This is a genomic window from Chloroflexota bacterium (assembly GCA_020850535.1).
Taxonomy (GTDB): Bacteria; Chloroflexota; UBA6077; order UBA6077; family JACCZL01; genus JADZEM01.
Window position 1 is genome coordinate 110,357 of record JADZEM010000068.1, and the last position, 25,303, is coordinate 135,659.

The 25,303-nt window shown below is 73.4% G+C and carries 18 protein-coding genes and 1 tRNA gene; 14 read left to right on the top strand and 5 right to left on the bottom strand.

Annotation, left to right across the window (positions count from 1 at the left end; translation table 11 throughout):
* Window positions 1-3,553 precede the first annotated feature (3,553 nt).
* The 13 genes from IT306_10480 (at window position 3,554) to IT306_10540 (ending at window position 21,157) form a co-directional block, all read left to right on the top strand.
* Window positions 3,554-5,473: a DNA translocase FtsK gene (locus tag IT306_10480; protein ID MCC7368840.1), complete on the top strand. Its 1,920-nt coding sequence runs from the start codon at window positions 3,554-3,556 to the stop codon at window positions 5,471-5,473.
* Between the two features lie 470 nt (window positions 5,474-5,943).
* Window positions 5,944-7,374 carry a PEGA domain-containing protein gene (locus tag IT306_10485; GenBank protein ID MCC7368841.1) on the top strand — a complete coding sequence of 477 codons (1,431 nt, stop codon included), beginning with the start codon at window positions 5,944-5,946 and terminating at the stop codon, window positions 7,372-7,374.
* On the top strand, window positions 7,371-8,567 hold the full coding sequence (locus tag IT306_10490; protein ID MCC7368842.1) for a hypothetical protein: 1,197 nt from the start codon (window positions 7,371-7,373) through the stop codon (window positions 8,565-8,567). The genes IT306_10485 and IT306_10490 overlap by 4 nt, the downstream gene beginning before the upstream one ends.
* Window positions 8,568-8,578: 11 nt before the next feature.
* Complete coding sequence (locus tag IT306_10495; GenBank protein MCC7368843.1) at window positions 8,579-9,700, top strand: lytic murein transglycosylase; 1,122 nt, start codon at window positions 8,579-8,581, stop codon at window positions 9,698-9,700.
* Window positions 9,701-9,848: 148 nt separating this feature from the next.
* Window positions 9,849-10,142, top strand: coding sequence for a hypothetical protein (locus tag IT306_10500; GenBank protein ID MCC7368844.1), 294 nt, complete (start codon window positions 9,849-9,851; stop codon window positions 10,140-10,142).
* A 12-nt stretch (window positions 10,143-10,154) separates the two neighbouring features.
* Window positions 10,155-10,550, top strand: a complete 396-nt coding sequence (locus IT306_10505) for a PrgI family protein (protein ID MCC7368845.1) — start codon at window positions 10,155-10,157, stop codon at window positions 10,548-10,550.
* Window positions 10,547-14,038: an ATP-binding protein gene (locus IT306_10510; GenBank protein ID MCC7368846.1), complete on the top strand. Its 3,492-nt coding sequence runs from the start codon at window positions 10,547-10,549 to the stop codon at window positions 14,036-14,038. The genes IT306_10505 and IT306_10510 overlap by 4 nt, the downstream gene beginning before the upstream one ends.
* On the top strand, window positions 14,035-15,282 hold the full coding sequence (locus IT306_10515; GenBank protein ID MCC7368847.1) for a toprim domain-containing protein: 1,248 nt from the start codon (window positions 14,035-14,037) through the stop codon (window positions 15,280-15,282). Before IT306_10510 ends, IT306_10515 begins: the two co-directional genes overlap by 4 nt.
* Entirely contained in the window at window positions 15,279-15,566 is a 288-nt protein-coding gene (locus IT306_10520; protein ID MCC7368848.1) for a hypothetical protein, read from the top strand. The genes IT306_10515 and IT306_10520 overlap by 4 nt, the downstream gene beginning before the upstream one ends.
* On the top strand, window positions 15,559-15,879 hold the full coding sequence (locus tag IT306_10525) for a hypothetical protein (GenBank protein ID MCC7368849.1): 321 nt from the start codon (window positions 15,559-15,561) through the stop codon (window positions 15,877-15,879). Before IT306_10520 ends, IT306_10525 begins: the two co-directional genes overlap by 8 nt.
* 14 nt (window positions 15,880-15,893) lie before the next feature.
* Entirely contained in the window at window positions 15,894-18,620 is a 2,727-nt protein-coding gene (locus tag IT306_10530; protein MCC7368850.1) for a hypothetical protein, read from the top strand.
* A complete protein-coding gene (locus tag IT306_10535; GenBank protein ID MCC7368851.1) occupies window positions 18,617-20,386 on the top strand; it encodes a replication-relaxation family protein in 1,770 nt (589 codons plus the stop codon). The genes IT306_10530 and IT306_10535 overlap by 4 nt, the downstream gene beginning before the upstream one ends.
* Before the next feature lie 150 nt (window positions 20,387-20,536).
* The gene (locus IT306_10540; GenBank protein ID MCC7368852.1) at window positions 20,537-21,157 is read left to right on the top strand and encodes a hypothetical protein; all 621 of its coding nucleotides are present in this window, start codon (window positions 20,537-20,539) and stop codon (window positions 21,155-21,157) included.
* A 622-nt stretch (window positions 21,158-21,779) separates the two neighbouring features.
* Here the strand turns inward: IT306_10540 and IT306_10545 are convergent.
* A complete protein-coding gene (locus IT306_10545) occupies window positions 21,780-22,157 on the bottom strand; it encodes a DUF192 domain-containing protein (GenBank protein ID MCC7368853.1) in 378 nt (125 codons plus the stop codon).
* Between the two features lie 489 nt (window positions 22,158-22,646).
* Here IT306_10545 and IT306_10550 point away from each other — a divergent pair, with 489 nt between their 5' ends.
* A complete protein-coding gene (locus tag IT306_10550; protein MCC7368854.1) occupies window positions 22,647-23,066 on the top strand; it encodes a helix-turn-helix transcriptional regulator in 420 nt (139 codons plus the stop codon).
* 28 nt (window positions 23,067-23,094) lie between these two features.
* Here IT306_10550 and IT306_10555 read toward each other — a convergent pair whose 3' ends face one another.
* From IT306_10555 to IT306_10570, 4 genes are all read right to left on the bottom strand, one after another.
* Entirely contained in the window at window positions 23,095-23,424 is a 330-nt protein-coding gene (locus IT306_10555; GenBank protein ID MCC7368855.1) for a hypothetical protein, read from the bottom strand.
* Window positions 23,421-23,822: a HEPN domain-containing protein gene (locus IT306_10560; protein MCC7368856.1), complete on the bottom strand. Its 402-nt coding sequence runs from the start codon at window positions 23,820-23,822 to the stop codon at window positions 23,421-23,423. Before IT306_10560 ends, IT306_10555 begins: the two co-directional genes overlap by 4 nt.
* Window positions 23,823-23,868: 46 nt before the next feature.
* On the bottom strand, window positions 23,869-24,948 hold the full coding sequence (locus tag IT306_10565; protein MCC7368857.1) for a tyrosine-type recombinase/integrase: 1,080 nt from the start codon (window positions 24,946-24,948) through the stop codon (window positions 23,869-23,871).
* Window positions 24,949-25,178: 230 nt separating this feature from the next.
* A tRNA-Ala gene (locus IT306_10570) sits at window positions 25,179-25,253 on the bottom strand.
* Between the last annotated feature and the right edge of the window lie 50 nt (window positions 25,254-25,303).

Here is a 25,303-nt window from a genome sequence, read left to right on the forward strand (position 1 = left end):
TCGCGGACCGGACGGGCCGGACGGGAGTCAGGCGCCGGCGGGGGCCGCCACTTCCCGCTTGACACGCGAGGACCTCATCGGCCGCGTGGCAGTGCTCCACCTCCAGCAAAGGTTGACTCGCCCCGACGGACTCACCGCAGGCAACGGTCCGCCCAGCGGAACCGGATCCGTGGGCGCGATTGACGGAACCGAAACGACCGGCGGCACGGCGCGCTTCATCATCGACTGCCTCACCGGAGCACAGACGGCGGCGATTGCACGAGCCGTCCTGGCCGACTCTGACCTGTCGGCCCAGTGCGACATCAAGCTGCCGGTCGGGCTCGTGGACGGCTTCGGGCTGCCGCCCGAGGTGCTGACCACCGAGCGGGCGACCTATTTCCGGAACGCACCCTGCCCCAAGCCCGCGCTCCTGCTTGCCAATACGGGTGACGACGAGGAGCAATCCCTCCGCGAGCTGACACCAGTGGGTGCCCCCGACCTGCGGGCCGATACCGACCTGTGGGTTCAGGTGGCCGGTGCCGGCCTCGTCCTTACCGATGACGAGCCGAGGTGGTGGGAGCGGGCGCTGCGTGGATTAGAGGATCTGCACCTCGCGTCGCTGGACCGCTTCGCCGATTACGTGCTGAGGACGCGCACGCTGATCGACGAGGAGGGCCTCACCGTGCCCGACGCCCTCGACCGCGCGCTGCCGGCGCTGGGTTGGCCCAAGAACGCGGGCGAGTTCAGCCGCATCGCGCCGCGCGCCCGTGGCCAAGCCGCAAAGTGGCGGGCCCAGTACGCCACAGTCTACGCCAAACGTGCGTGCTTCCTGGTCAAGCAGACACCCTCTGGCGTCGTCCTGACGGAGGACGAGCTGCGTGCAGCCTTCGAGCGGGTCAAGGACGACATCCCCGAGGAATGCCACGAGGTCGTCGGCGAGTTCATCGCCGCCCCGGGTGGCTGGACCGAAACATCGGCGCGGCTGGCGGAGAGCGACTGGGAGGACATCAAGCCACTGTTCGACGGTCTCCGGCGCGAGCGTTTCAACCTCGGGAAGGCGACGCTCGAGTTTTACGGCGAGCGCGACCCCGAGTTGCTCACGGACGCCGAGCGGGAGTACCTCGAGCGTCTGAGCGTGCGGCGGACGACGGAGGCGGCGCTCGACGACGACCGCGACTTCTACGACGCGCACCGGGACGAGCTCCGCGAGGACCGCAAGCTAAAGTCGGCGTGGGACCGCTTCATCTTCGGCACGCCCAAGGAGACGCATGACTTCCTCGCCGGCTTCGTGGCGTGCCTGGAGGGCTTCAGTTGGGAGACGCCGAGCACGCGCCGGACGCTGACGATCACGTGCGAGCGACGCTTCCGGCGCGACTTCCGCGACCTGAACTTCGAAGCGGGTCTGTACTTCGCGCGGCGCTACGGCGGTCTGCCCGAGCTATTCGACCAAAAGGTGGTCTGGAACGTCGGCGAGCTCTTCAACTTCCCCGAGTTGGTGGAGACCTGGAGGCGGCGGGGATCGCTGAATCACTCGGAGGCGCGGGCGGCCTTGCAGCTCAAGTTCATCGTCAGCCTCGAATTCGAGACGGCTGCGGGGGACGTAGACCGGTCCGCGGCGCAGTTCATCTGGCGGTTCAATCCGCAGTGGGTCGCGAGCGAGCTGGCGAACGACTGGGAGCGGCTGGCGGCCCACCCGCTCGTGGTGTGCCGCGCCGACCGTGAGCCGACGAGTAGCAAGGGCGCGGCGCAGAGCGTCGACCTGTGGAACGTCCGCACGCTCATGGCGGCCTACGGCCAAGACCGCGGCTCGTTGGTCGGGATGTACCGACCGGCCAATGATCTCGCACGCCTCTGGCGGGACAACCTGCGGCAGGCACGCGAAAGAGCGCTGATCACTGATGCCACGGGTCGGCGATTGGCAGACCTCTTCGACGGGTTCGCGCAGAGTTACGGCGAGGCGATCCAGGGGTTTGTCGCCGATGGCCTGGCGTCGGCCCTCCTCGATCGGCAGGTGCGCGCGTACGGCGAACTCCTCGATGCCCTCTGCCGCGAGGCCACGAGCGACCGGACGCGGCAACTCTTGTTGCGCCCGCTCCTGCAGGTCGGCACCGTCGCCGTACAGGGTGGCCGCTCCACGGCCATCGTGCCTCCATGGCACCCGCTGCGCTTGGCAGCCATGGGCCGCAAGGCCCGCCGCGTCGCCGCGTTGGTGCGGTACCTCATCGAGACACCCCAACTGGAGTTTGGCGACCCGCGTCTGTTCTTCCGGGAGCTGCGCGACGAACTGGCGCACCCGCACTATCCGGAGGTGGCGCTCGGCTGGGAGGGTGACCAACCGGAGCTCCTGGCTCTGACCGACACTGCGGGCGACTACACGCTCCACGAGTCGCCGTTCGCCGTCGATGCCGGCGCCGACGACACCAACGAGAATCCGGCCGAAGGGGCCGGCCGCGTTGCCGAGCTCGTCCGCCGGTACCTCGCGCTGCACCCGCACGAGCAGGCGAATCTGTCGGTGGTGCTCTACAACTGCGATTCGTCGCGCTTGCCGCTGGCCGTCGTCGGCAAGCTCGCGACGCTGCACCAAGACGAGGAAGACGTCCGCTGCCACGTGGTGCTGCGGCACCGGGACCCGAGGCAACTGGCGTGGCTCTACGAGCAGATCGTGGATGCCTCCGACGCCGACGGTGACGCGATCGTCGCGAGCGAGACGACCCGTGACTTCATGGCCCGGCTGCGCATCGGCATCTCGGCCGACCAGGCGCCGGCGCCGGACCCGCGCGACGGCTGCCCCGACGACATCGTGTTCTCCCAGGACGTGATCGCGCGCCACGCACGGTTGGAGTGGTACCCTGAGGACGCACGCCCAGCTGATCCCGACACGCTCAACCCGTCCCAGTGGTCGCGCCGGCGCCCCGTTGCGGCGGGCGACATGAAGTCGGTGGTGTACCTCACCTGCCCGGTGCAGCGCGCGGAGGGCTGGTCCTACCTCACGGCGATCGCTTCCTTCTTCAGACCGGACTGGGATCCCACCGCGCAGCAGCGGCTGATCCCGGCGCGCCAACTCGACTTCCGCGACGCGACGACCGCGCGGATCTTCGAGGAGACGCACAACCTGGCGAATTGGGTGACCAACTACGACGAGCTGCTCGACCGGCGCCAGTTGATCGAGCAGGGCGTTCGGATCATCCGCTACAAGCAGGTCAGTACCCAGGGACGCAACCTGATCATCTCCTCGCGCGCCCCCACCGGGCTGCTGAAGTCGATGGTGGTGAGCCGCCTGCGAGATCTGCACCTGGGCATCTCGGACGCCGAGCTGTCTGCCCTGGCGGAGCGGTTCATCGGCGACGCGAACGACGTTTCCGGCGACATCGTCCTGCGCGCGGCGCAGCGCGGCCGGAGCGCCAGCGAGTTGATAGGCGTCGTGCTCAGCCGGTACCTCGTGCGCCACGAGCTCGGGCGCGACCAGCATGCGGGGTGGTACTTCCTCGACGACTACGCCGACTGGCTGGGCCAGCAGGAGGAGCACATCGCCGACCTGCTCGCCCTCAGTCCGCGGACAGCGCCTGACGGCTCCATGAAGCTGCTCACGGTCGTGACCGAGGCGAAGTACATCGATGCCGCGAACCTCGCAGCCAAGCGCAAGGAGTCCCAGAAGCAGCTGCGCGACACGCTGCGCCGCGTTTCAGGCGCCGTCATAGAGTCCCCGGCCCGCCTGGATCGCGACGTGTGGCTGGGGCGCCTGTCCGACCTCCTGGTCGACGGCGTGATCTTCCCGGTCGGCGCGGCGCTGGACCTCCCGGCGTGGCGACGGGCGCTGCGGGAGGGCCGGTGCGCCATCGAGCTGCGCGGGTACTCGCACGTGTTCGTCTCCGGTCCGTTGGACGCGTCCGACTGCTCGGCACGCGCGCGGCTGCCCGAGGCGAACGACGCGCCGTTCGACGCCTACCAAGAGGTCTTCGGCCGCAACCACGTCCGGGAGCTCGTGCTCAGCTACCTACGCGGCGAAGATCCCACGCGGATCCGACGCAACCTAGAGGGCGATGAGTGGGACGGGAGCGGTGCGCCAGATCGGTTCGCGGACCCAACGCCGGGTCCGAGCGATGCCGGATCGGGCGGCGCCGGTGCGGCCGGGGACATACCACTCGACGGCGGTGATGGTCCGCAGCCTACGCCGCCGTCGGCGCCCAGTGCCCAGCCCGCGGCAGACGGTGCGGCAGGTGTGGCCGTGCCCACCGCCGGCGCGAGCGACGTGCACGAGGAGCCGCGACCGGATGCCGCAGCTCCGGCCGTTGAGGCCGAGACGAAGTCCTACACGGGCAGCGCCGACGGGCAGGACGAGCGGTCGCTGTTCCCGGGCGTCGCGCGCTGGGTGGCGTCTGCCGCGCCTCGGATGGGCGAGAGCGACGAGGACCGTGCCTGGTTACGCCAGGTCGAGCACACAGCTCGGACCGCGCTCCACCAGTTCCAGTTGCAGGCGAAGCTGCTGCGGAGCGTTCTGACGCCCAATGCTGCCCTGCTCAAGTTCCGGGGCAGCGCCAACCTGACCGTCGATCAGGTGCTGCGCCGCCGGTCGGAGTTCCTGACGACCTACGGCCTCAACTTGATCGGCGTGCAGCCGGAGCCCGGGGTCGTGTCCCTTTCGATCGCCCGCCCGCGCCGTGAGATCGTATCTCTGCGGTCCCTATGGCAGCAGTGGACTCCCGACTGGCGGGACGGGAACGAAACCCTGCTCATCGGCGTCCGCGAGGACGACGGCGAGTTGCTCGTGCTCTCGCCGGGCGACCTCCATGCGCCGCACTCGCTGATTGCGGGCTCGACGGGCAGCGGCAAGTCCGTTCTGATGCAGAACATCATCCTCAGCATCGCCGCCACCAACCGCCCGGACCAAGCGCGCATCACGCTCGTGGATCCGAAGCAGGGCGTCGACTACTTCGCCTTTGAGGAGCTGCCGCACCTGGACGGCGGGATCATCGACCGACAAGAGGACGCGCTCGACCGCATCCGAGCGCTCGTCGACGAGATGGACGCGCGCTACGTTCGCATGCGCCGTGCGCGAGCAACCAACTTGCGGCACTACAACCAGCGTGCGATGCCGGAAGATCGGCTGCCGACGCTGTGGCTGATCCACGACGAGTTCGCCGAATGGATGCTCACCGAAGAGTACAAGCACGAGGTCGCTTCAGCTGTTCAGCGGCTCGGGGTCAAGGCACGCGCGGCTGGCATTCATCTGGTCTTCGCTGCCCAGCGGCCGGAAGTGAACGTGATGCCAATGCAGCTCCGCGCTAATCTGGGCAACCGTCTCATCCTGCGCGTCGACTCCGAGGGGACGTCCGAGATCGCCCTCGGGGACAAGGGAGCCGAGCGGCTGCTGGGCAAGGGACATCTGCTGGCGAAGCTGGAGGGGGTGTCGTCGCTGATCTACGCCCAGGTGCCTTACGCCACGCCCGATGAGATCGATGAGTTGGTGGAGCTGGTTCGGAGCAGCACTGAATAGGCCGGGAGACAGCGCTTCGCCCGAGATGAGAGGCTCGCTCACGAGCCAAGTCCCGCGCTCCCATTGACCGGAGGGGGGCGCCGGGAGCATCGCCCCTGGCGTTCCTCCCCCGCCGGGGACGCATAGCTCGTCGGAACACCGGTCTGACTTCGTCAGCGGGCGAGTTCAGTCACCCGACTACCGGGAGGCAGAGCGTGCTCCCGGCGGGTTAGCTGCAGCCAGCCGTTTAGGCTTCTGTGCACCCAGCCTGCCCGTCTGTGTCGCGAGGGCTTAGGTGTCATCCATGCCACGGCCAAATCGCGGCCTCGATGATCAAGCCCTCATCAGTGCCCCCTTCTGCAGCGCCTCGTCTGCTCCGCAGCGAATCTCGCTACCCGTGCCCCGGCCCCCTCGCTGCCCCCGGCCGTCCGCGAGACCGCACCGGGAGCCCCCGCTCGTAGGCTGTCCTTCAGACACCGCGGGAGGCTGCCATGCCCCAACTTCCGTTCGAGGCTACGTTCTCCATCCCTGCCTTCGCCGGTCGCAGCCGACGTTTCGGCCGACGCCGGGCCCTGCTGGCCGCCGGCTCCGCCGTCATCGTGCTCGGCGGGGGCGCCGCCTCCTGGGCGTACCTCGCCCCGAACGGGCTCGGGCCCGACGCTGCGCGGCTGGCACTGACCAGCGACCCGCCCGGTGCAACGGTTGAGGTCGATGGCGTCGGCGGCGGAGCCGCCCCGGTCGAGCTCCTGCTCCCGCCCGGCGAACACCGCGTAACGATCCGTGCACCCGGCTACGCCGATGGCGAGTACCGCGTCGCGCTGACCCCGAGCGGGGCCGCGGAGCTGCGCGCCGACCTGTGGCCCCGCGAGCCGCTCCTCCAGCCGCTTCGGCCGCTCGTGCCGGGCGCCTCAATCGTCGCCGCCGATTTCCTGCCCGACGGCGAGGTCGCGCTCGTGGCGACGCTGCCACCGAACGGCGAGCGACTGGCCTGGCTGCTCGACGGCGACGGCGGACTGCGTCGAGTCGGCCCGGCCGAGGCCCAGCCCGGCTTGACGATCGCCCCGGACGGCGCGACCGTCGCCTACCTCGCCCCGACCGCCGGGGGCGCTCCCGGGACCGACGCGCGGCTGGCCGAGGTCACCGTCGCCCCGCCAGGCGGCCCGGCGCGGACGATCTTCGCCCTGCCCCCGGCGCCGCCGACCGGCGACGCCGACCGCCTGGTCGACCTGGCCTGGGACCCGCGCGGCGACCGACTGCTGGCCATCGTCCGGGGGCGTCCCTCGGCCGGCCTGCGGAGCCGCCTGCTCTTGCTCGACCCCGATGGTCGGGTGACGGAGCTGGCCGAGCTGCCGAGCGAGGTCGTCGCCGGGTCGTACAGCTGGTCGCCGGACGGCGCGCGGCTGGCCTTCCTGGCCCGCACCGACGCCGGCGTCGCCCTCTGCATCGTCGCGACCGACGGGGCCGGGGCGCCCCGGTATCTCGCCGACCTCGGCGGCGACGACCCGCTGCCGTTCCCGCCGCTGGCCTGGTCGCCGGACGGGGCCTACATGGTCTACGCCGCCCAGGACAAGGACGCCGCGACCGGCGGCTGGCTCTTCAGCCCGCGCGGGCCGGGCCTGTTCGCGGCGGCCGCCGACCGGCCCCGCCCGACCCGGCTTGGCGCGGCCGAGGGACTCGCCCCGGCCTGGCGGCCGGACGGCCAGCTGGTGACGCTGGCGCGCCCGAAGGGATCGGGTGGGCCGCTCGGGCTGCGGGCGATCGAGCCGGACGGCCGCGTCCGCGAGCTGGTCGAGCTGCCGCTGCGGACGAGCGGTGCCGTCGCCGCCCGCTGGGATCCCGTCGCCCGGCGGGCCCTGGTCGCAGCCCGAGCCGGCGGGCGGGTCGACCACTGGCTGCTCGACTTCCGGGGAGGTGCCCGATGAGCCGACCCCGCGCGACCCGACCCCTGCTCCTCGTCATGCTCTTGATCCTGGCGACCGCCGCGCTCGGAGCCCCGCCGGTCGCCCTGGCGCAGCCGGACAACGACAACCGCTCGGCCCGCAACGACAACGCCGACCCGGGCGACGACCCGATCCGGATCGTCGGCGGCACGACCGGCCCGGATCCGTTCCTGACGTCCTGGACCGGCTTCCCGATCGTCGGCGAGTTCATCGTCCAGAAGGTCGCGGACGCCGTGGCGTACCTCATCGGCAAGGTCGTCGAGGGCATGCGCCAGCTCATCGCCGGGCTGCTGGCCGACCCCCGCAACAACTACCTGTTCCGCACGCCCCCGGCCGCGAGCTACGGGCTCCAACCGGTCCGCGACTTCCAGGCGATCACCGTCGCCGTCGGCAACGCCCTGCTGGCGCTGCTCCTGGTCGGGGGCGGGTTCGGCGTGATGATCGGCGCCTCGACCGGCATCCCCTACCACACCGCCGCCGAGATCCTACCGCGCTTCGTGGTCGGCGCGGTCCTGGTCAACACGGCGACCGCCTGGACCGAGGGGGCGATCCGCCTCAATAACGCCATCTGCGCCGCGCTCGACCCGCGGTTCCTGCCCGGCTGGGATAGCGCCCCGGTCGTGGACCCGGCCCTCGGGGTCGGCTACCTGATCGCGCTCGGCGCGCTGCTCGTCGTCTACTTCGTGGTCGTCCTGCTGCTCTTGATCCACCAGGTCGCGCGGCTGGCGCTGGTGTGCGTGCTCTTGGTCCTGGCGCCGGTCGGCGTTGCCTGCTGGCTCCTGCCCCAGACCCAGCGCTGGGCCCAGCTCTGGTTCGTGCTCTTCTTCGGGACCGTCTTCTCCCAGGTCGGCCAGGTCGCGGCGCTCGCCGTCGGGGCGGCCCTCGCGACCGGCATGGGCGTCGCGGGCGAGCAGGCCGGCGGCCCGCCACTGCTCTCCGTGACGATCGGGATCGCGAGCGTCCTGCTGGCGATGAAGATGCCGGGCCTCTTCCACGCCTCAGCCGGCGGCCCCTCGCTGCGCACGGTCGCCATCCTCGTCGGCCGTGGGGGCGCGGGCCGCGCCGTGGGCGCCGCGCTCGGGGGCGGTGGCGGAGGCTCGGGTGGCGGCCGGACGGGCGGCGCGGTGGCCGCGGCGCCGCGCCCGGTCGCCGCATCCGGCGCGGGCCGACCGTAGGGGGCGCCGCGATGGACGACCTGCGCGCGACCCTCCTCTCCATCACCCTCGGGCGCGGGGCATCACTCGCCCTGGCCCTCCTGCTCGGCCCGGCCCTGCTGCTGGTCGTGCCGGTCGGGGCCGGCGTCCTGGCCGGGACGTTCGCCCTCCAGGTCCTGCTCGCCGGCCCACCGAACGGCGGCCCCCCACCGGTCGAGCACTGGGTCCGCGACGGCTCGCCGGTGGCCGGGGAGATCCCGCCGGCCCACCGCGCCGTCATGGAGGCGACGCCGGCCCGCTGGTGCCCGGGCCTGCCCTGGCAGGTGCTGGCGGCGATCGCCCGCATCGAGTCCGGCTTCGGGCGGAACATGGGCCCCTCGAGCGCCGGGGCGATCGGCTACATGCAGTTCATGCCGGCCACCTGGGCGGCCTACGGGGTCGACGGCGATGGCGACGGCGACCGCGACCCCTGGGACTACCGGGATGCGATCCCGGCCGCCGCCCGCTACCTCTGCGCGAGCGGCGCGCCGGGCGATCTGCGCGGGGCCCTCTGGGCCTACAACCACGCCGACTGGTACGTCGCCCAGGTCCTCGAGCAGGCCCGGGCATACACGGCCGAGCTGCCCCCGGCCGGGGCGCTCGGGCCCGGGCTGCCCGGCCTGCCGGCCCCACCCGGCGCGCTCGCCGCGGTCCCGCGGGTCGGCCAGGGCGACCCGGCCGAGTACGACGCGCAGTACCCGGTCGGCGTCTGGGCCGCGAGTACCTGCTCGGCGGCCAGCCTGACCGCGGTCGCGCGCGGCTTCGGCCGGCCCGTCCGGATCGCCGACACGATGCGGCTGATGCCGGGCGCGATCACGACCCGCCTCGGGCTGGTGAGCCGCCCGGCCCTGGTCGGGGCGGCCCGTGCGCTCGGCTTCCAGGCCGCCGACGACGTGATCGGCTACGAGCACCTGCGGGCCGCGACCTCTGCCGGCCAGCCGGTCCTCGTCGACATCACCAACGCGACCTTCCCCGAGGGCCACTGGCTGGTGGTGACCGGCGTCGGCGACGACGGGGTCCGGGTGGTCGACTCGGCCGGCACGCGGCTGACGTTCATCGCCCGCTCGACGTTCGTGCCGTCCTGGAGCGGGCGGGGCATCCGCCTCGTGGCCTGACGGGCGGCGTGGTGGGAGGAGCGAGGGAACGGCGCCCAAAGGGCACGACGAGCGGGGGTGGGCGCCCCGCGCGAGCACGACCCAACGGCCCGGCGAGGCGGGGCGGCCCGGGCCAGCCAGACCAGATCACGAGCCCAGGAGGCGGAGCATGAGCCGCGAGATCGTCCAGGTGGCGCTCCTGCTGCAGCCGACCGACGTCCGGTCGGGCATCACCCAGCTCTTCACGAACCTGCTCAACATCGGCTTCACGGTCGGCGTCGTCGTCGCCGCCTTCTTCCTGATGTGGGGCGCCTTCCAGTACATGGCGGCCGGCGGCTCGCCGCGCCAGATGGAGGGCGGCAAGCAGGCGATGGTGAACGCCTTGTTCGGGTTGGCGATCGTCATCCTCGCCCGGGCCGTCGCCGGCGCCGTCGGTCAGGCCCTCGGGGCCGGTGGCGGCTGAGGGGAGGCAACCATGGCACGCCGACACGAGGTCCCGACCCACCTGAACGTCGAGGACAAGCTGCTGCTCGGCCTCTCGGTCCGGCAGTTCACCGTCCTGCTCGCCGGCGCGTCCGCCGCCTACGGCATCTGGAGCGGCGCCCCGGACTGGCCCGCGCCGCTCCTCTACGGCCTGGTCGCCGCGGTCGCCCTGACCTCGGCCGGACTGGCCTTCGTCCGGCCGCTCGGGCGCGGGCTCGAGGAGTGGGCGTTCGCGCTGGCGCACTACTGGGCCATGCCGAAGCTGGTGCTCTGGCGGCCGGCCGAGCCGGACCCGACCGACTGGCGGCCGGCCGGCGCGGACTGGGCGGAGCTCGCCCCGCGGGCCGCCTGGACGGCCCGGGAGCGCGGAACGGGAGGCCCGCGATGAGCCGCACGCGCCCCACCCGCGGGCCGGCCTCGGCCCAGGCGGCGCTGGTCCGCCTGGAGGGGGTCGAGGATTGCGTCGCCCATCTGGCCGGCGGGCGCTCGGTCGCCGTGCTCGAAGTCTCCGGGGTCGACTTCGGCCTGCGCGGCGAGCAGCAGCAGGAGGTCCTGGTCGCCGGCTTCGCCGCCTTCCTCAACGGGCTGACCTTCCCAGTCCAAATCCTGGTCCGGGTCCAGCCGACTGACCTCCGCCGCTACTTCGAGGACCTCAGGCGCGTCGCCCTGCGCGAGCCGAACCGGGCGCTCTCTGCCCTGGCCCGCGACCACGTCGACTTCGTCCACCGCCTGGCCCGCGACAAGACGCTGCTCGAGCGCCGCTTCTACGTCGTCGTCCCGGCTGATGCGCGGGGCGCCGGTCCGGTGGGCGGGCTCTGGCCGTTCGGCCGCCGGCGGGAGCGCGGCGACGCGGCCCTCGCCGACCGGCGGCGGCTGGCGGTCCGCTGCGACCAGGTCCGGGCGGGGCTCGAGCGCTGCGGCCTCGCGGTCCACCGCCTCGGCGACGCGGAGCTGGCCCAGCTCTGGCACGCCTGCTGGTCGCCGGAGCTGGCCCGGACCCAGCGGCTGAAGCGGCACCTCTCGGAGTACACCCACCTGGTCGTCCGCACCGACAGGCCGGTCGCCGACGCCGGGCCGGCTGGAGCCGCCCGGGAACGCACCGTCGACCCCGCGCCGACCTCGGGACCGGCCGAGCCGGACACTGGCGACGGCCGTGGCGTCCGGCTGCCGTTCTTGCCGGTCGGCCGGCGCGGGGCCCCGGCACCGCTCGGCCCGGACGAGCGTCGCTTCGCGCTCGGAGCCCGGACGCTCGCCGATCTCGTCGCCCCGGCCGCCTTCGTCGTCCGCGACGACCACGTGCGCCTGGAGCGGCAGTACGTCCGGGGGATCCTGGTCACGAACTTCCCGCGCACCGTCGAGCCGGGCTGGCTCACCCGCCTGATCGACTTCCAGGAGCCGCTCGAGCTCGCGATCCACGTCGAGCCACTCGACTCGGGCCAGATCATCCGCCAGCTCGGCTACAAGCTGGTCCAGTTCCAGTCGTCGCGGCTGGTCGACGCCCGGTCCGGGCGGCTCGGCGATCCGGAACGCGAGGTCGCCTTCGAGGACGCCGAGACGCTGCGCGACCGGCTCCAGCGGGGCGAGGAGCGGGTCTTCTCGGTCGCGCTCTACCTCCTGCTGCGGGCGCCGAGCCTCCAGACCCTCGACGAGCTGACCCGGCGGGTCGAGGTCGAGCTGGACGGGATGATGGCCCAGTCGCGGGGCGCCCTGTTCGAGCAGGACCTGGCGTTCCGAGCGTGCCTGCCGGAGGGGCGGGGGACGCTGCCGATCTACCGCAACCTCGACACCTCGTCGCTCGCGACGACCTTCCCGTTCGCCTCGACGACGCTGAGCATGGAGCAGGGGGTGCTCTACGGCATCGCGACCACCAACAACTCGCCGGTCATCTTCGACCCGTTCGACGCCTCCCTGCTCAACGCCAACGAGGTGGTCTTCGCCAAGTCGGGCGCCGGCAAGAGCTACGCGACCAAGGTCAAGGCGCTGCGCTTCCTGCAGCGCGGGGTCGACTTCCTCGTCATCGACCCCGAGGACGAGTACCGCGCCGTCTGCGAGGCGGTCGACGGCCAGTACCTGCGGCTGGCCTCGTCGAGCCCGCACAAGCTGAACCCCTTCGACCTGCCGCCGCCCGACCCGACCGCCGACGAGGGCCGCGACCCGCTCGCCGAGCAGGTCGCGGCCGTGCTCGGGCTGCTCGAGGTGATGCTGGCAGCCCCCGGCCGCCCGCTCGGTCCGCGCGAGCGGGCGGTCCTGGATCGGGCCGTCTACCTGGCCTACGCGGCCCGGGGGATCGTCGCCGATCCGGCCACCCACGATCGGCCCCCGCCGCTGATGCGCGACCTGCTCGGCGAGCTCGACGCGCTGGCCGAGGACGACCGCGACGCCGAGGACCTGGCCGACCGGCTGCGGCGCTACGTCGAGGGGTCGCTGGCGGGTCTCTTCGGCGGGCCCACCAACGTCGCGCTCGACCGGCGCTTCGTCGTCTTCAACGTCCAGGCGCTAGAGGAGGAGCTGCGCCCGATCGGGATCCACCTGATCGCCAACTTCGTCTGGACGCTGGTCCGCCGCGAGAAGAAGCCGCGGCTGCTGGTCGTCGACGAGGCCTGGACGCTGATGCAGTACGAGGCCGGCGGCCAGTTCCTCGAGAGCATGGCCCGCCGGGCCCGCAAGTACTACCTGGGACTGGTCACGCTCACCCAGGACGTGGCCGACTTCCTCGAATCCGAGCACGGCCGCAAGGTGCTGACGAACGCCGCGATCAAGCTGCTGATGAAGCAAGACGCCTCGACGATCGGGCCGGTCGTGCGGGCGTTCGGGCTGGCCGAGGACGAGCGGGGGCTCCTGCTGGGGGCGGCCAAGGGGCAGGGGCTGCTCTTCGCCCGCGACTCGCGGGTGGCGATCGAGATCAAGGCCAGCCCGGCCGAGCACACCTTGGCGACGACGGCCCCGAAGGAGATCGCCGACCGCGAGCGGGCCGCGCGGGAACGGGCGCGGGCCGAACGCGCCGCCACCGAGCCGGCCGTCGCTCCGGGCGCGAGCCCCGAGCCCGGTCGCGACACCCGCCCGGTGGCGGTGGGCGATCCCCCACGCCGCCCGGCCCGGCGCGAGCGCCGCGCCAACGGGCGACCGGAGCGAGCCGAGGTGCCGGCGGTTGAGGGAGGGCCAAGGCCGCCCGACGACGAGCTGGAACGGGACTGGGCGTCTCTCGACGCCCGGGCCGACCTGGATCCCGAATCGGAGCGCGGGCGACCGCCCCCGACGCGAGAGGGAGCGCCTGATGACGAACCGGCCCTGCGCCCCGGCGCCGAGGCCCGGCGCCGCGCGGCCGACGTGCCGAGCGTCCGACGGCCTTCGGACAGCCGCGAGCTGGCCGAGCGCCTCGTCGCCGAGGAGGAGGCGGGTAAGGCGGCGAGGGGGGAGCAGCGTCGGGCGGTGCGAGCGGAGGACGTCGTGCGAGGACGGTCGTTCGCCGCCGAGGACGCCGCTGCCCTGCGGCGGGCCGACGAGGACGCCGACCGTCGCGCCCGCAAGGAGGACACCGGCCGGCGCGACGGGCCCGGCCTCCGTTTGGACGGCGATCGGCGCGCGGACGTCGAGGTCGGCTGGGCAGTGGGGGGCCGTGGCGGACGCGCCGACGACGACGTACACGCTGCGAGTCGGTCACTCGGCGACCGTGCGCGCAGTTCCGATGGCCGCTCTGGCTCGACCAGCGCCGGTGACGACGTGGCCGGGGATGGCGACGACTGGCGGGCGCTGCTGGCGGAGGACGAACGGCGCCGGCACGAGGAAGACGCCGAGGAGGAAGAGCGTAGGCGACGCGAGGAGGACGACGAAGAGCTCGACCGGCGGCTCCGGAGCGAGCGGGAGGTGGGCAGGTGAACGGGACCATCACGGCACGCTCCGGCCGCCACGACCTGGCGGTACTCAAGGCCGGCCATCCGATCGCCGACCTCGTCGCCGCGGCCGGCGTCGAGCTCGGGCGGGTCGGCGAGGCGCTGGTCGGTCGCTGCCCCTTCCACGCCGACGGCGGGCGCCCGAACCTGCACGTCTACCCATCCGCCGGTCGCTGGTGGTGCTACCGGTGCGGGGTCGGCGGCGACGTCGTCGACTGGGTCATGCGCCGCGATGGGCTCCCGTTTGCCGAGGCGTGTGCCCGCCTGGCCGGTCGCGCGGTGCCGCCCGGCCACCCCGCCGTTGTCCGACCCTCGCCCGGGGCCCCACCGTCGCGCGAGCGGCGCCACTGGGACCGCCTGACGCTCGAGCAGCAGGTGGTGATGAACGTGGCGGCCACGGTCTACCGCCACCTGCTCTGGCGCGACGAGCGGGCGCGGGCGTACCTCCGCGCGCGGGGGATCCCGGACTGGGTCGCCCGCCAGTGCGGGCTCGGCTACGCCGACGGGCGCACGCTCGACGGCTACCTCCGCCGCCGCGGCGGGCTGCAGGTGGCCCAGGAGCTCGGGCTGCTCGGGCGACCGGAACGCGCGGACAGCGGCCGGGCACCGCGCGAGCTGCTGGCCGGGCGGCTGGTCGTCCCCGAGATCCGCGGCGGACAGGTGATCTGGCTGATCGGGCGCGCCGTGCCGGACGCCCTGCCCAGCGACGCCCCGCCGTACCTGGCACTGCCGGGCGAGCGACCGGTCCTCGGCCAGGAGCGAGCGGCCGGGCGGGTCGAGGTCGTCTGTGCCGAGGGCGTGTTCGACTGGCTGACCGCCCTCAGCTGGGGACTGGCGGCCTGGAGCCCGTGCGGCACGGCCCTCCCGCCCGACAAGCTCGGCTTCCTGGCCCGGGCACGGGTCGTCTGGGGCGCTTTCGACGGCGACCGGGGCGGCGCCGAGGGCGCCGAGCGCTTCGCCAGGCTGCTCGGCGCGCGGTTCCGCCCGCTGACCCTGCCGCCCGGTCGCGATCTCAACGACCTGGGACGGGCCGGGCGGGCCGAGTTCTTCCGCCTGCTTGCCGAGGCCCGTCGCCAGACTGCCGCCCGGGAAGCAGCGCCATCCGCGACCGCCGCGTTCCAGGGGCCGGGGCGGGGTATCGGCGACGGTGACGACGTAGGCGGTGAGGCCGAACACGCTGCCCGGCCCGGGGACCGGTCGGGCAGCGTCGGCCAGGGAGGCCAGCCATGAGACGGGCGGCGGCGCACCGTTGCGTCGGCAGGGGACGACGAGCGGCCGTCTCCCGGCACGTTGACCTTCGCGCGGCGGTCCTCCGGGCCGGGAAACGCCTCGGCTGGGACGAGCGGGAGGTCGTCGCCTTCGCCGAGGCGCTGGTCGGGCGGCCCTGGCGACGCTGCTGCCGGACCTCCCTCGAAACGGTCCTCGGCGAGTACGTCGCCCTGGCGCAGATCATCCGCGCGAAGGCGGCGCGGCGCGCACGCCGCATGAACGGGGCGGAGGGCACGTATGCCTGAGGCGGCACTGGCGAGCTGTGGCGGGCCGGCAGACGCGGCCGTCGAGATTGTCGTCCGGGTGACCCTCGCCGACATCGCGGCCGCGGCGGCCGATCCGCGCGGCGGCCCGCTGGCGGCAGCGCTCGCCCGGCTCGGCTACGCGGACGTCGGGGTCGGGGTGCGCGAGGTGCTGCTGCGGCCAGCCGGCGGACCCTGGCTCTCCGCCGTCCTGCCACCCTCGGCCGCAGCCCTGGTCGACGACGCCGACGCCGGCCGTGCCGTCCGGCCGGTCGCGTTCCGGCTGCGGGCGCGCGCCGTGCCCTTACCTCGCTGAGCCGGGACGGAGCGATGACCGGACGCCGCCCCGATCCAAGGCCGGAGCTACTCGAGGTCGTCTCGCCCCGCACGAACGCGGCCGGCATCGCGGCCGCCGAGCAGCTGTTCGCCTCGCTCGCCGTATCAGAGCCGTTCAGCCTGGAGATCGCGGCCCACGGCGGCGAGCGGCGGTTCCTGGCCCGGGCCGGCTCGAAGGGGATGCGGGAGCGGCTCCGCGAGCGGCTGCGGACCGCCTACCCCCAGGCCGAGCTGCGGCCGCTCGACTTCGATCGCTACCCGGACCTCGACCCGGCCCGACCGTCCGCCGACGAGCGGGTCTGCGCCCGCGCGCTGGTCCTGGCCGAGCCGCCCTACCAGCCACTCAAGACGTTCCGGGACGCCGACATCGACGCCGAGCGGGCCGCTCAGGCCGACCCGGTCTTGGGGATTGTCGGCGCGCTCGGCGGGCTCACACCGGGGTGGCGGGCGCTCACCCAGCTCGTCTGCCGCCCGGCCCCGCCCGACTGGGCGCGGCCGTACCTGCGCCTCGCCGTCGAGGACCCGCTCGAGCCCGAGCGCGCCCGCCGCCAGGCCGACCGGCCGACCGGGACGTCCGATGCCCAGGTCGGCGGCCTGGTGGCCCTGCTGGCGCTGGGACTCGCCGCCTGGCAGGTGCAGGCCTGGCTCGAGGCCGGCCGCTGGCTCGAGCTGGGGCTCGCCGCCGCCGCCCTGCCGACGACGGCGTTCGGGGCGGCGCTCGCCTGGCGCCGGCTCCACCGCGAGCGCCTCTACGACCGCCGGCTGGTCGCCGAGAAGCTGGCCCACCCGGCGTTCTGGGTCCAGCTCCGCCTGGCCGTGTTCGGGCCGGCCGCGACCGGTCCGGCCGAGCTCGAGGGCTGGCTCGCGGGGCTGGTCGGTGCCTACCACCGCTACGACCTGCCGCTCGGCAACCGCTTCGCGCCGGTCGCGCTGCGAGCGCCGGAGGGAGCTGCGCCGCCGTTGTGGCGGCCGGACCACCTGCCCCCAACGGGGGCGCGTGCGCTCTTGAACGCCCGCGAGCTGGCCGGCCTCTGGCACCTGCCCCAGGCGGCGAGCGACGTGCCGCTGGTCGAGCGGACAACCGCCCGGGCTCGCCTGCCGCTCCCCATCCTGGTTGCCCGCGGCTGCCGGATCGGCGTCAGCGCCCACCAGGGCGAGGCGGTCGAGGTCCGTGTCGCCGACGAGCTGCTCGGGCGACACCTGCTGCTGGTGGCCAAGACCCGCCGCGGCAAGTCGGCCCTACTCGGCCGCCTGGCCGCCCACCTGATGGCCGCCCCGGTCCCGGCCGGCCACCGCGCGCTGCTGCTGGTGGACCCGCACCGCGACCTGGCCCGGGCGGCGCTCGGGCTGGTCCCGCCCGCCCGCCGTGACGCCGTCGTCTACCTGGACCTGGCCCGCGACGACCGCCCGTTCGGGCTGAACCTGCTCGACGTGGCGCTCTTCGGGCGCCGTAACAAGGCGGTCGCCAACGCGCTCGGCGTCTTCCGCTACGAGTTCGCGGCTTACTGGGGACCGCGCATGGAGGATGCCTTCCGCCACGCGCTGCTCACCCTCTACGACGCGAACCGGGCGCTCTGCGCGACCGGCCCGGACGGGCGGTCCCGCCAGCACACGATCCTCGACGTGCCGGCCCTGCTGGTCGACGTGAAGTTCCGCCAGCAGGTGCTCAAGTCGGTCGACGACCCGGTCGTGCGCGCCTGGTGGGAGACCTACTACGCTCCCCTCGACGCCCGCTTGCGCCTCGAGATCGCCAACCCGGTCCTGACCAAGATCCAGCGCTACGCCGGCGACGAGGTGGCCCGCGCGATCGTCGGCCAGCCGGCCTCGACGATCCACCCGTCCGCCTGGATCCGCGACGGGGCGATTGTGCTGGTCGACGGGGCCCAAGGGGCCGGCGGCGTCGGCGAGGACACGACCGCGCTGGTCTGCGCGACGCTGGTCAACCTGTTTGCCCTGGCGATTGGCGAGCAGGCCGCCCTGCCCCCGGCCCGGCGGCGCCCGGCCGCGATCATCGTCGACGAGTTCCACGCCCTGCCGGGCGCCCAGTACGAGCCGATCCTGGCCCAGCGGGCCAAGCACGGCGCCAGCCTGTGTCTCGCGATCCAGGGATTTGGCCAGCTCGACGCGCTCGACCGCAAGCACGACCGGGCCCTGCGGCGGGCGCTCTTCGAGAACCTGGACGGCCTGTTCGCCTTCCACTGCTCGGCCGAGGACGCTCGGTATCTCGTCCGCGAGCTGGGCGAGGGGGTGGACGAGCAGGACCTGGTCGGGCTCGGGCCGTACCGCTGCTACGCCCGCCTGTCCGCCGACGACGGGCGGCCGCCGGCGTTCTCGGTGCAGCTCGACCCGCCGCCCGCGCCGGACGAGGTGCTGGCCGACGCCCTGGCCGAGGCATCGGCCCGGCGCTGGGGACGGCCGGCCGCCGAGGTCGACGGCGCGATCCGCGCGGCGCTGGCGCGGATCGCGCTCGCCGGGCGGCAGCTCGTCGGGCTGGAGGACGAGGCGAGCGGGACGGAAGCGCGGGAGCGCCGCCCGGCCCCACCGGCCCGCAACGAGTACCGCTCCCGGGGCGGCAAGGGACGGAAGGGCGGTCGCCCGCCCGAGCGCGCGGACTCCGGCGGGCGCCAGTTGCCGCTGGGCGGCCTGGCCGACGCGACGTCCGGCCCCACGCCCCAAGCCGCGCCCGGTCCCGCCGGCAGCGTCGCCAAGGGACCCGCGTGAGCCGCCCGCACCGGGCCGACGCCCATGCCGTAAGGGCTGCGCTGCGGCCGGCCGAGCGCGAGGTCCTGCACCTGCTCGGCCGGCTGCCGCTCGCGCCCTCCGAGCTGCTGACGGCGCTTCGAGGACGGGCGGCCCGGGACGGCACCGACGCCGCGCTGCACGTACTGGTGGACCGCGACCTGGTCGCGACGTTGACCGCCAGCCTCGGCCGCCACCGCTCCCGGCGCCTCCGCCACCTCACCGACCTCGGCCTGGCCGTGCTGGCACTCGACCTCGATGCTGACCCCGTCGAGCTGGCCGCGCGGCTCGGGCTCGGCAGTGAGGCCCTGGCGCGGGCGGTGGCCCAACTGCCGCACCTGCTCGCGACCTATCGCCTGCTCGAGCAGGTGGCTCGGGCCGGTCCCGGGCGGCCTGAACTCCTCGCCTGGGAACGGCCCTGGCGTCGGCTCCTCACTCGACCGACCCGGGCGCCGGTCGCGGTCACGCTGCCCGCCTTCGTGGCCCTGGCCTGGGATGGTGGCGACCACCACGCCGGCGGCTGGCTCCTGCTCCCGGACGACCCGGCGCTCGCCCCGGCGGATTGGGTCCCGTCGCTGACGCGAGTTGCCGAGCTGGGTGCCCCGGCGCTCGTCGTCGCCGCCGCGACCGAGGCGCGGGCGGACGCCTGCCGAACCGTGCTCGCTCGGGTCGGTGTGAGGGGGCTGGTGACCTCGCCAACGCGACCGCTGCCGACGCTCGACTGGCTGGTTGCCGCGGCTCAGGGGGACCCGCCGGTGCTCGAGGCGGCACGGTTCCGGCCAGCGCCTCGACGGGCGTCTGCCGCCCGGCCATACCGCCCCGTCCGCGAGGGTCCGGACGCGGTCCCCGCGTCCGCGCCGGTCGGAGCTCGGGTCGGGCGCCTGGCGCTCGGGCTGCGCCCAGCCGAGCGGCTTCTGCTCGAGCTGCTCGGGCACCACCCGTTCGTGGCGCCGGACGAGGCGGCCGTGCTCCTCGGCCGGAGCGAGGAGCGGACGCGACAGGTCTGCACGGTGCTCCGGGCGCGCGGCCTGGTCGCCACGGCGCCCGAAGCGGTCGGCGGGCCGACGGCCGGGCGGATCGAGCTGACCCGGGCCGGCCTGGCCCTCGCCGCGGCCGGTCACGGCCTGACGCCGGCGGCGGGAGCGCGCCACCTCGGGCTCGTCGGGGACGGGCCGGGTGGGCGTCGGGCGCGGCGGATGCTGCTCGAGCACCCGGAGCACACGCTCGGGGCGACGGCCGTCCTGGTCCGCCTGGCGCGGACGTTGGCCACAGCGCCACTGCCGGCCATGCTGGTCCAGTCGGAGGGCGAGGCGGCCGCGCGGCGCGGGCGACTGCGCCCCGATGGCGCCGGTGTGGCCCACGGCGGCGGCGCAGCCCACCCGTTCTACCTGGAGTACGACCGCGGCACGACGAGTCGGCGCGCGCGACTTCGCAAGCTCACGGGTTACTACGCCCGCCTGGAGGGCGGGCGCTGGGCCCGCGAGCACCGAGCGTTCCCGACCGTCCTGGTCGTCGCCACCACCCCCGAACACGAGGAGGCCTTCGCCAGGGCCGCGCGGGCCGCGGCGGTCGGCCGTCCGCTCCGGTTGCCGCTCCTGCTCACCAGCGAGGATCAGCTCGCGCCCAGTGCGGACAACCCGGCCGGACCGCTGGGGCGGATCTGGCGCGATCCGTGGGATTCGACCCGACGGAGCTGGCCTCCCCCGGTCGCGGGCAGCCCGTTGATGGGCAGCGATGCACGGGTGTAATTGGTGGCACCACCGGGCATCGCGCCATCGTGCGCGGACGGTTCTGGGCATGGATGCCGACCGGAGCCTTGCGTCGATGGCGCCCGGGCACGGCTGCTATCATGGCCGGAGCGAGCGGTGCGGAGACCTTCCCGATGGGAGGGGCGAGCGATGCACGCTGATGGCGTACGCGGCCGAAGACCGGGGTGGGTGGCCACCGTCGGCTCGCGCCCGGCCTGGCCCGACTGGGCGGTGGCCCTGGCACTCCTGCTGGTGGCCTTCGGGCTGCTGGGCGGGGTGGCCTTGGCGGTCGAGCGCCTGCGCCCGCCGGTCGAAGTCCAGCCCGCGATCGTGCTCCCGGAGCGTCTGCCGCCGCCGGTCGTCCGCCGGGGGCGCGGAGACCCACTCGAGGCTGAGCTTGCCACGGCCTACCAGTACCAGGCCGCGACGGTCGCCCGGGCGCTGCGGACCCTCGACGAGGACGCTCTCGACGGGGTACTGGCCGGGCCGGAGCTCGAGCGCCGGCGGGCCGAGGTCGCGGGGCTCCGAGAACAGGGCCGGGCGGTCGAGCTCGAGGCGCGGCTGGCGGACGACGTGATGTTCGTCGAGGTCGGGCCGCTCCGCGGGGTGGTCTACGTCATCTCGTCGACGCGGGCCCGCTACGTCGACCCGGCGACCGGGGCCCCGATCGGGCCGTTCTCGCGGACCGAGGACATCCGGCTCTCGGCGACCTTCGAGCGCGCCGAGGTCGGCGCGCCGTGGAAGCTGACGAGCTCGAAACGCCATCGCTGAGTCGGTCGGAGGAGAGGCGGCATGCGAAACACTGGCACGATGGGATTACGGCCGACGCAGCCGCCAGGGCGCGCGATAATTCAGGCGGTTGCGCTGTGGCTCGCGCTCACGGCCGGGCTGTGGGCGGTGTCCGGGCCGGCTGGTTCCGCCAGCGCGCAGGTACCGGTGACCCCCGCGCCGGCCGTTCCGGCCACGCCGACACCACTCCCGCCGACTCCAACCCCGCTCCCGGCGACTGTGACATCGGTCCCGGTTGCGCCGCCCGCCCCAGCCACGCCCCCGGCGGTCACCGCACCCCAACCGCCGGCCCCGGCGGTGACTCCGACGGCGCCACTTCCCACCGCCACCCGGCCGGCGCCCGCTGTCCCGCCCACGCCGGCGCCGACCACCGCCCCGCGGGCCGGCGGGATGCCGCTCGAGCTGGCCTACGGCCTGGTCGGCGGGGGCACGGCCACGCTGGCCGCGGGACTCACCATGCTCAGGCGCGGGCGCCGGCGCCGCTGAGGAGGGACTGCCCGGCAGGACGGACTCCCGGCCTGCCGGGCGGGACCGAGACTCAGGCGGTGTTGTCACTGGGTGCGACATTCGCCGCCGAGCCACTCGAGGGCGACGGCGAGGACAACTACGCCCCACCGGGAGCGTAGGGCTGCAGCTCGATCTCGTCACCCGGCATCGTGCCGGTCGCCGCGACGGTCCCGGCCGGTAGTTCGACGACGACCCGTGAGCCCGGGACGAGCGCCCCGAAACGCCAGGGGCGCAGGTCGGGGACGACCCGCAGCACCCGCGCGGTGCCGTCCAGATGGACCACGTCGATCGGGAACATCATCCCGACGGTGTGGACCGCGTTGCACGGTCGGATGACCAGGCCTTCGCCGGGGGCAAGTTCAGACCGGCCGAGCAGTCCCCGGGCCCGCGTCACGAACGAGTCGGCGAGGGCAGCACGCTCCGCGAGCACGACGCCGCGGGTGACGTTCACGACCCGCAGCTGCCGATCGGCCATCCTCGGTTACCCGCTCCCCGCCAGCGTACCACGCCGTGTCGTGGGTGGCGGGCACTCGGCACGGCCTGGCCGGGCGAACCTGCCGGCGGCACCCCCGCCCGTTGGCACGGTTTGCCGTGGTTCACGGCGTCCACCGGTCACGCGCCGTGCTCTCGGATGCCCCGGTGGAGCCGGAGACCGAGCCGGGAGACGGTGGGGGTAGGCTGGGTCTTAGCGAGCCCTGGAGGACCCGATGTCAGTCGATCGTTCGCACGCGCACCGGCCCGTCGCACGCTGCGTCACCTCGTGGGTTGAGCGGCTGAGAACGCGCGACGCGTGGGGGACCACCCGCCGGATTCCACTGCTGGTGGAAGTGGGGCAAGAGGCTGGCTCGCCGACGAGCGAGCACCACCGGCGCGTCGCCCACCTGGCCGATTGGGACCGGACGCTCACTCATCCGGCGAGTCTGCGCCCCATCCCGTGCACCGGATGGGTCCCCGCGGCGTCCCGGTGGACGAATGGGTCGGTGTCCCCATCATGCGGCCTGTCGGCTGTGCCGCGGCTCGTAGCCGCGCCGTAAGCTCGGGGCGAACCATGGTCGGTACGCGAAATCTGACGCGCTCCCTCGATGCTCGCGACGATGCCGGTGGCCCGGCGGACGAGTCGTTCTCCGGCTGCCTCACGCGCCACCTGCGCCAATCCGGCCTGTCGCTGTCCCAGCTGGCGCGGCGCTCGTGGCTCGACGTCAGCTACGTGTCGCGCCTGGTCCACCTCCCGTGCGACCCGCTCAATCCGCGTCGTGTCGCGGACGGCCAGCGGCGCCAGCCGAGCCGGGACACCGTGATCCGCCTCGGGCTCGCCATGCAGCTGTCGATGGAGGAGATGGACGAGCTGCTGCTGTCGGCGGGCTACGCCCCGCTGGTGCGCTGAGGGAGCGGACGAACGAGGGCGGCCAGTTTCAGGGCAGGGGCTCTGGCCCAGCAGCCGCCGGCCCGGCCTCGACCCCCGAACGTGGCTGATCCTGGTGCCGCTCAGGCGAGCGGCTGGCGACGAAGTACAGGGGCAGCCGCTGCTCGACCTGCAGGTCGAGCAGGGGGTCGACGACCAGGTCCACGACTTCGTCGGTGTCCTCAATATCGATGATCGCCCGCAGGTAGGTCCCGCGCGGATCCTCACCCTCGAAGACCTCGAACCGCGCCTCCGGATAGCGCCCGGTCACCTTCTGCTGGAGCTCGGCAATCACCGGCTCCAGCCGAAGCCCACCTCCGGTCATGCGTTCGGCGGTCATGATCCGCTCACATTCCTTCCAAGGACTGCGTTGCCGAACTGTCGCGATCGCCGCAATGCCCGCAACGCTTCGATCTGGGTCACCGTCCCGCGGCCATAGTCGGCCTCGTGACGTAGGCTGAGATTGCGGAAGAGAGTCTGTCGCAGATCGGCCGGGTACAGCTTGCGCCGATTGACGAGCAGGCCCACGAACTGCGCCTGCACGAAGTCGTGGCCCCACTGATCCAGTGTGCCGCGCGGCCGAACGCCGTTCAGCACCAGGGCGTGAATCGCAGCCTGGAAGCAGGAATAGTACGAGCGACTCACGGAATTGTTGTACCGCGCATTCGCGAGCTCACTCTCAGCCCCGGCCAGGCTCTCCGCAGCCTTGGCGAGATAGGGGTCGTCTGCATCCAGCATGTGCTCAGTATACGGCCGCACCCCACCGATAGGACCTGGCGCGGGGTCAGCCCGGGGATCTGCCTGACGTGGCTTCCGGGGCCGTCTTCCCGGCCCGCCCGGTCTTCTTCCGCAGGATCTGCAGCCCCGCCAGGGTGGACTGCTTCGGCTTGATCGCGGCGAGCTTCGCCTCGGCCAGGCCGAAGTAGTAGTCGGTCATCTCGTACTTGCGGTGCCCCGCCCAGCGACGGACCATCGACGGGTTCTCGCCGTCGAGCGCCTTCTCGGTCAGGAAATTGTGGCGGAACAGGTGCGGGTGGATCCGGAGGTTCACCCCGGCCTCCGCCAGCCTCGCCCGCAGGCGACGCACCATCCAGCCGACGGAGCTCTCGCTCAGCGGACCGCCGAGCCAGGTACAGAAGAACGTGTCCGCCGTCCGGCTCCGGGCCTGCTTGAGGCGCCGATTCGCATCACGCGCGTCCGCGCGACGACGGACCGGCCTCGCCATGAAGCGGTCGCGCCACTTCAGGTAGTTCCGGCAGACCGCGACCGCCTCGCTCGAGAGCGGGATGACGCGCCACTCGTTCGTCTTCTGGCTGTACACCTCGATGTAGCCCTCGGCCAGACGGACCCGCGCCTCCTGGAGGTGGACCAGCTCCTCCCGCCGAATCCCGGTGTCGAGGAACACGCACAGGATGGCCAGGTTGCGCGCGCCGAGGAACGTGTCGGGGTTGAGCGCGGTGAGGATCGCCTGCTTCTCGACCGGTGTGAGCGTGTCAAACTTCGGGCGGACGAACGGTGGCTGCTTGACATCGGCGAAGCGGTCGCGCTCGGTCCAGCCCTTCTTGTGCATCCAGCGCGTGAACGCCTTCAGACACCGGAGGTAGGTCGCGATGGTGTTCTCGGACAGCCCCTCCTCGCGCAGGTAGCGGAGGAACCGATGGCCGGTCGCCTCGGTCACGTCGCCGACCGTCGCCTCCTCGCCGACGAAGGCCAGGAAGCGCTGGAGCGCGTACCGATAGCCATCGCAGGTCTGCTTCGCCTGCTCGGCGTCCTTCTTGGCCAGGAACTCGGGGATGGGGCCGCGCTCGTCGACGCGCGAGAGGCGGACAACCTGCTCCCGGAGGAGGGCATCGTCGTGATCCATGTCGGCCCAGGTCCGTCGTCGTGATCCTTTCATCCTCGCAGGTCCGCCCTTCGGTGGATATTGCCTGCCAGGCAACCCCAGGGCGAAACTCGCTCAGACAACGGATCCAGGGAAGCGGGGCCGGGACCGTGCCGCTTCCAAAACTGACGAACCAGCGCGACCGCTCAGCGCGACGCTTCAGGTGCCCACTCGAAGAAAAAGGGCCCTGTGGGACCCTCCAAAACGGCGTCTGGTGGACCTGAGGGGAATCGAACCCCTGACCTCTTCCATGCCAAGGAAGCGCGCTCCCGCTGCGCCACAGGCCCGTAGCCCCATCATTCTAGCAGAGCGGCGTCGGACCAGCAACGGCCGCTCG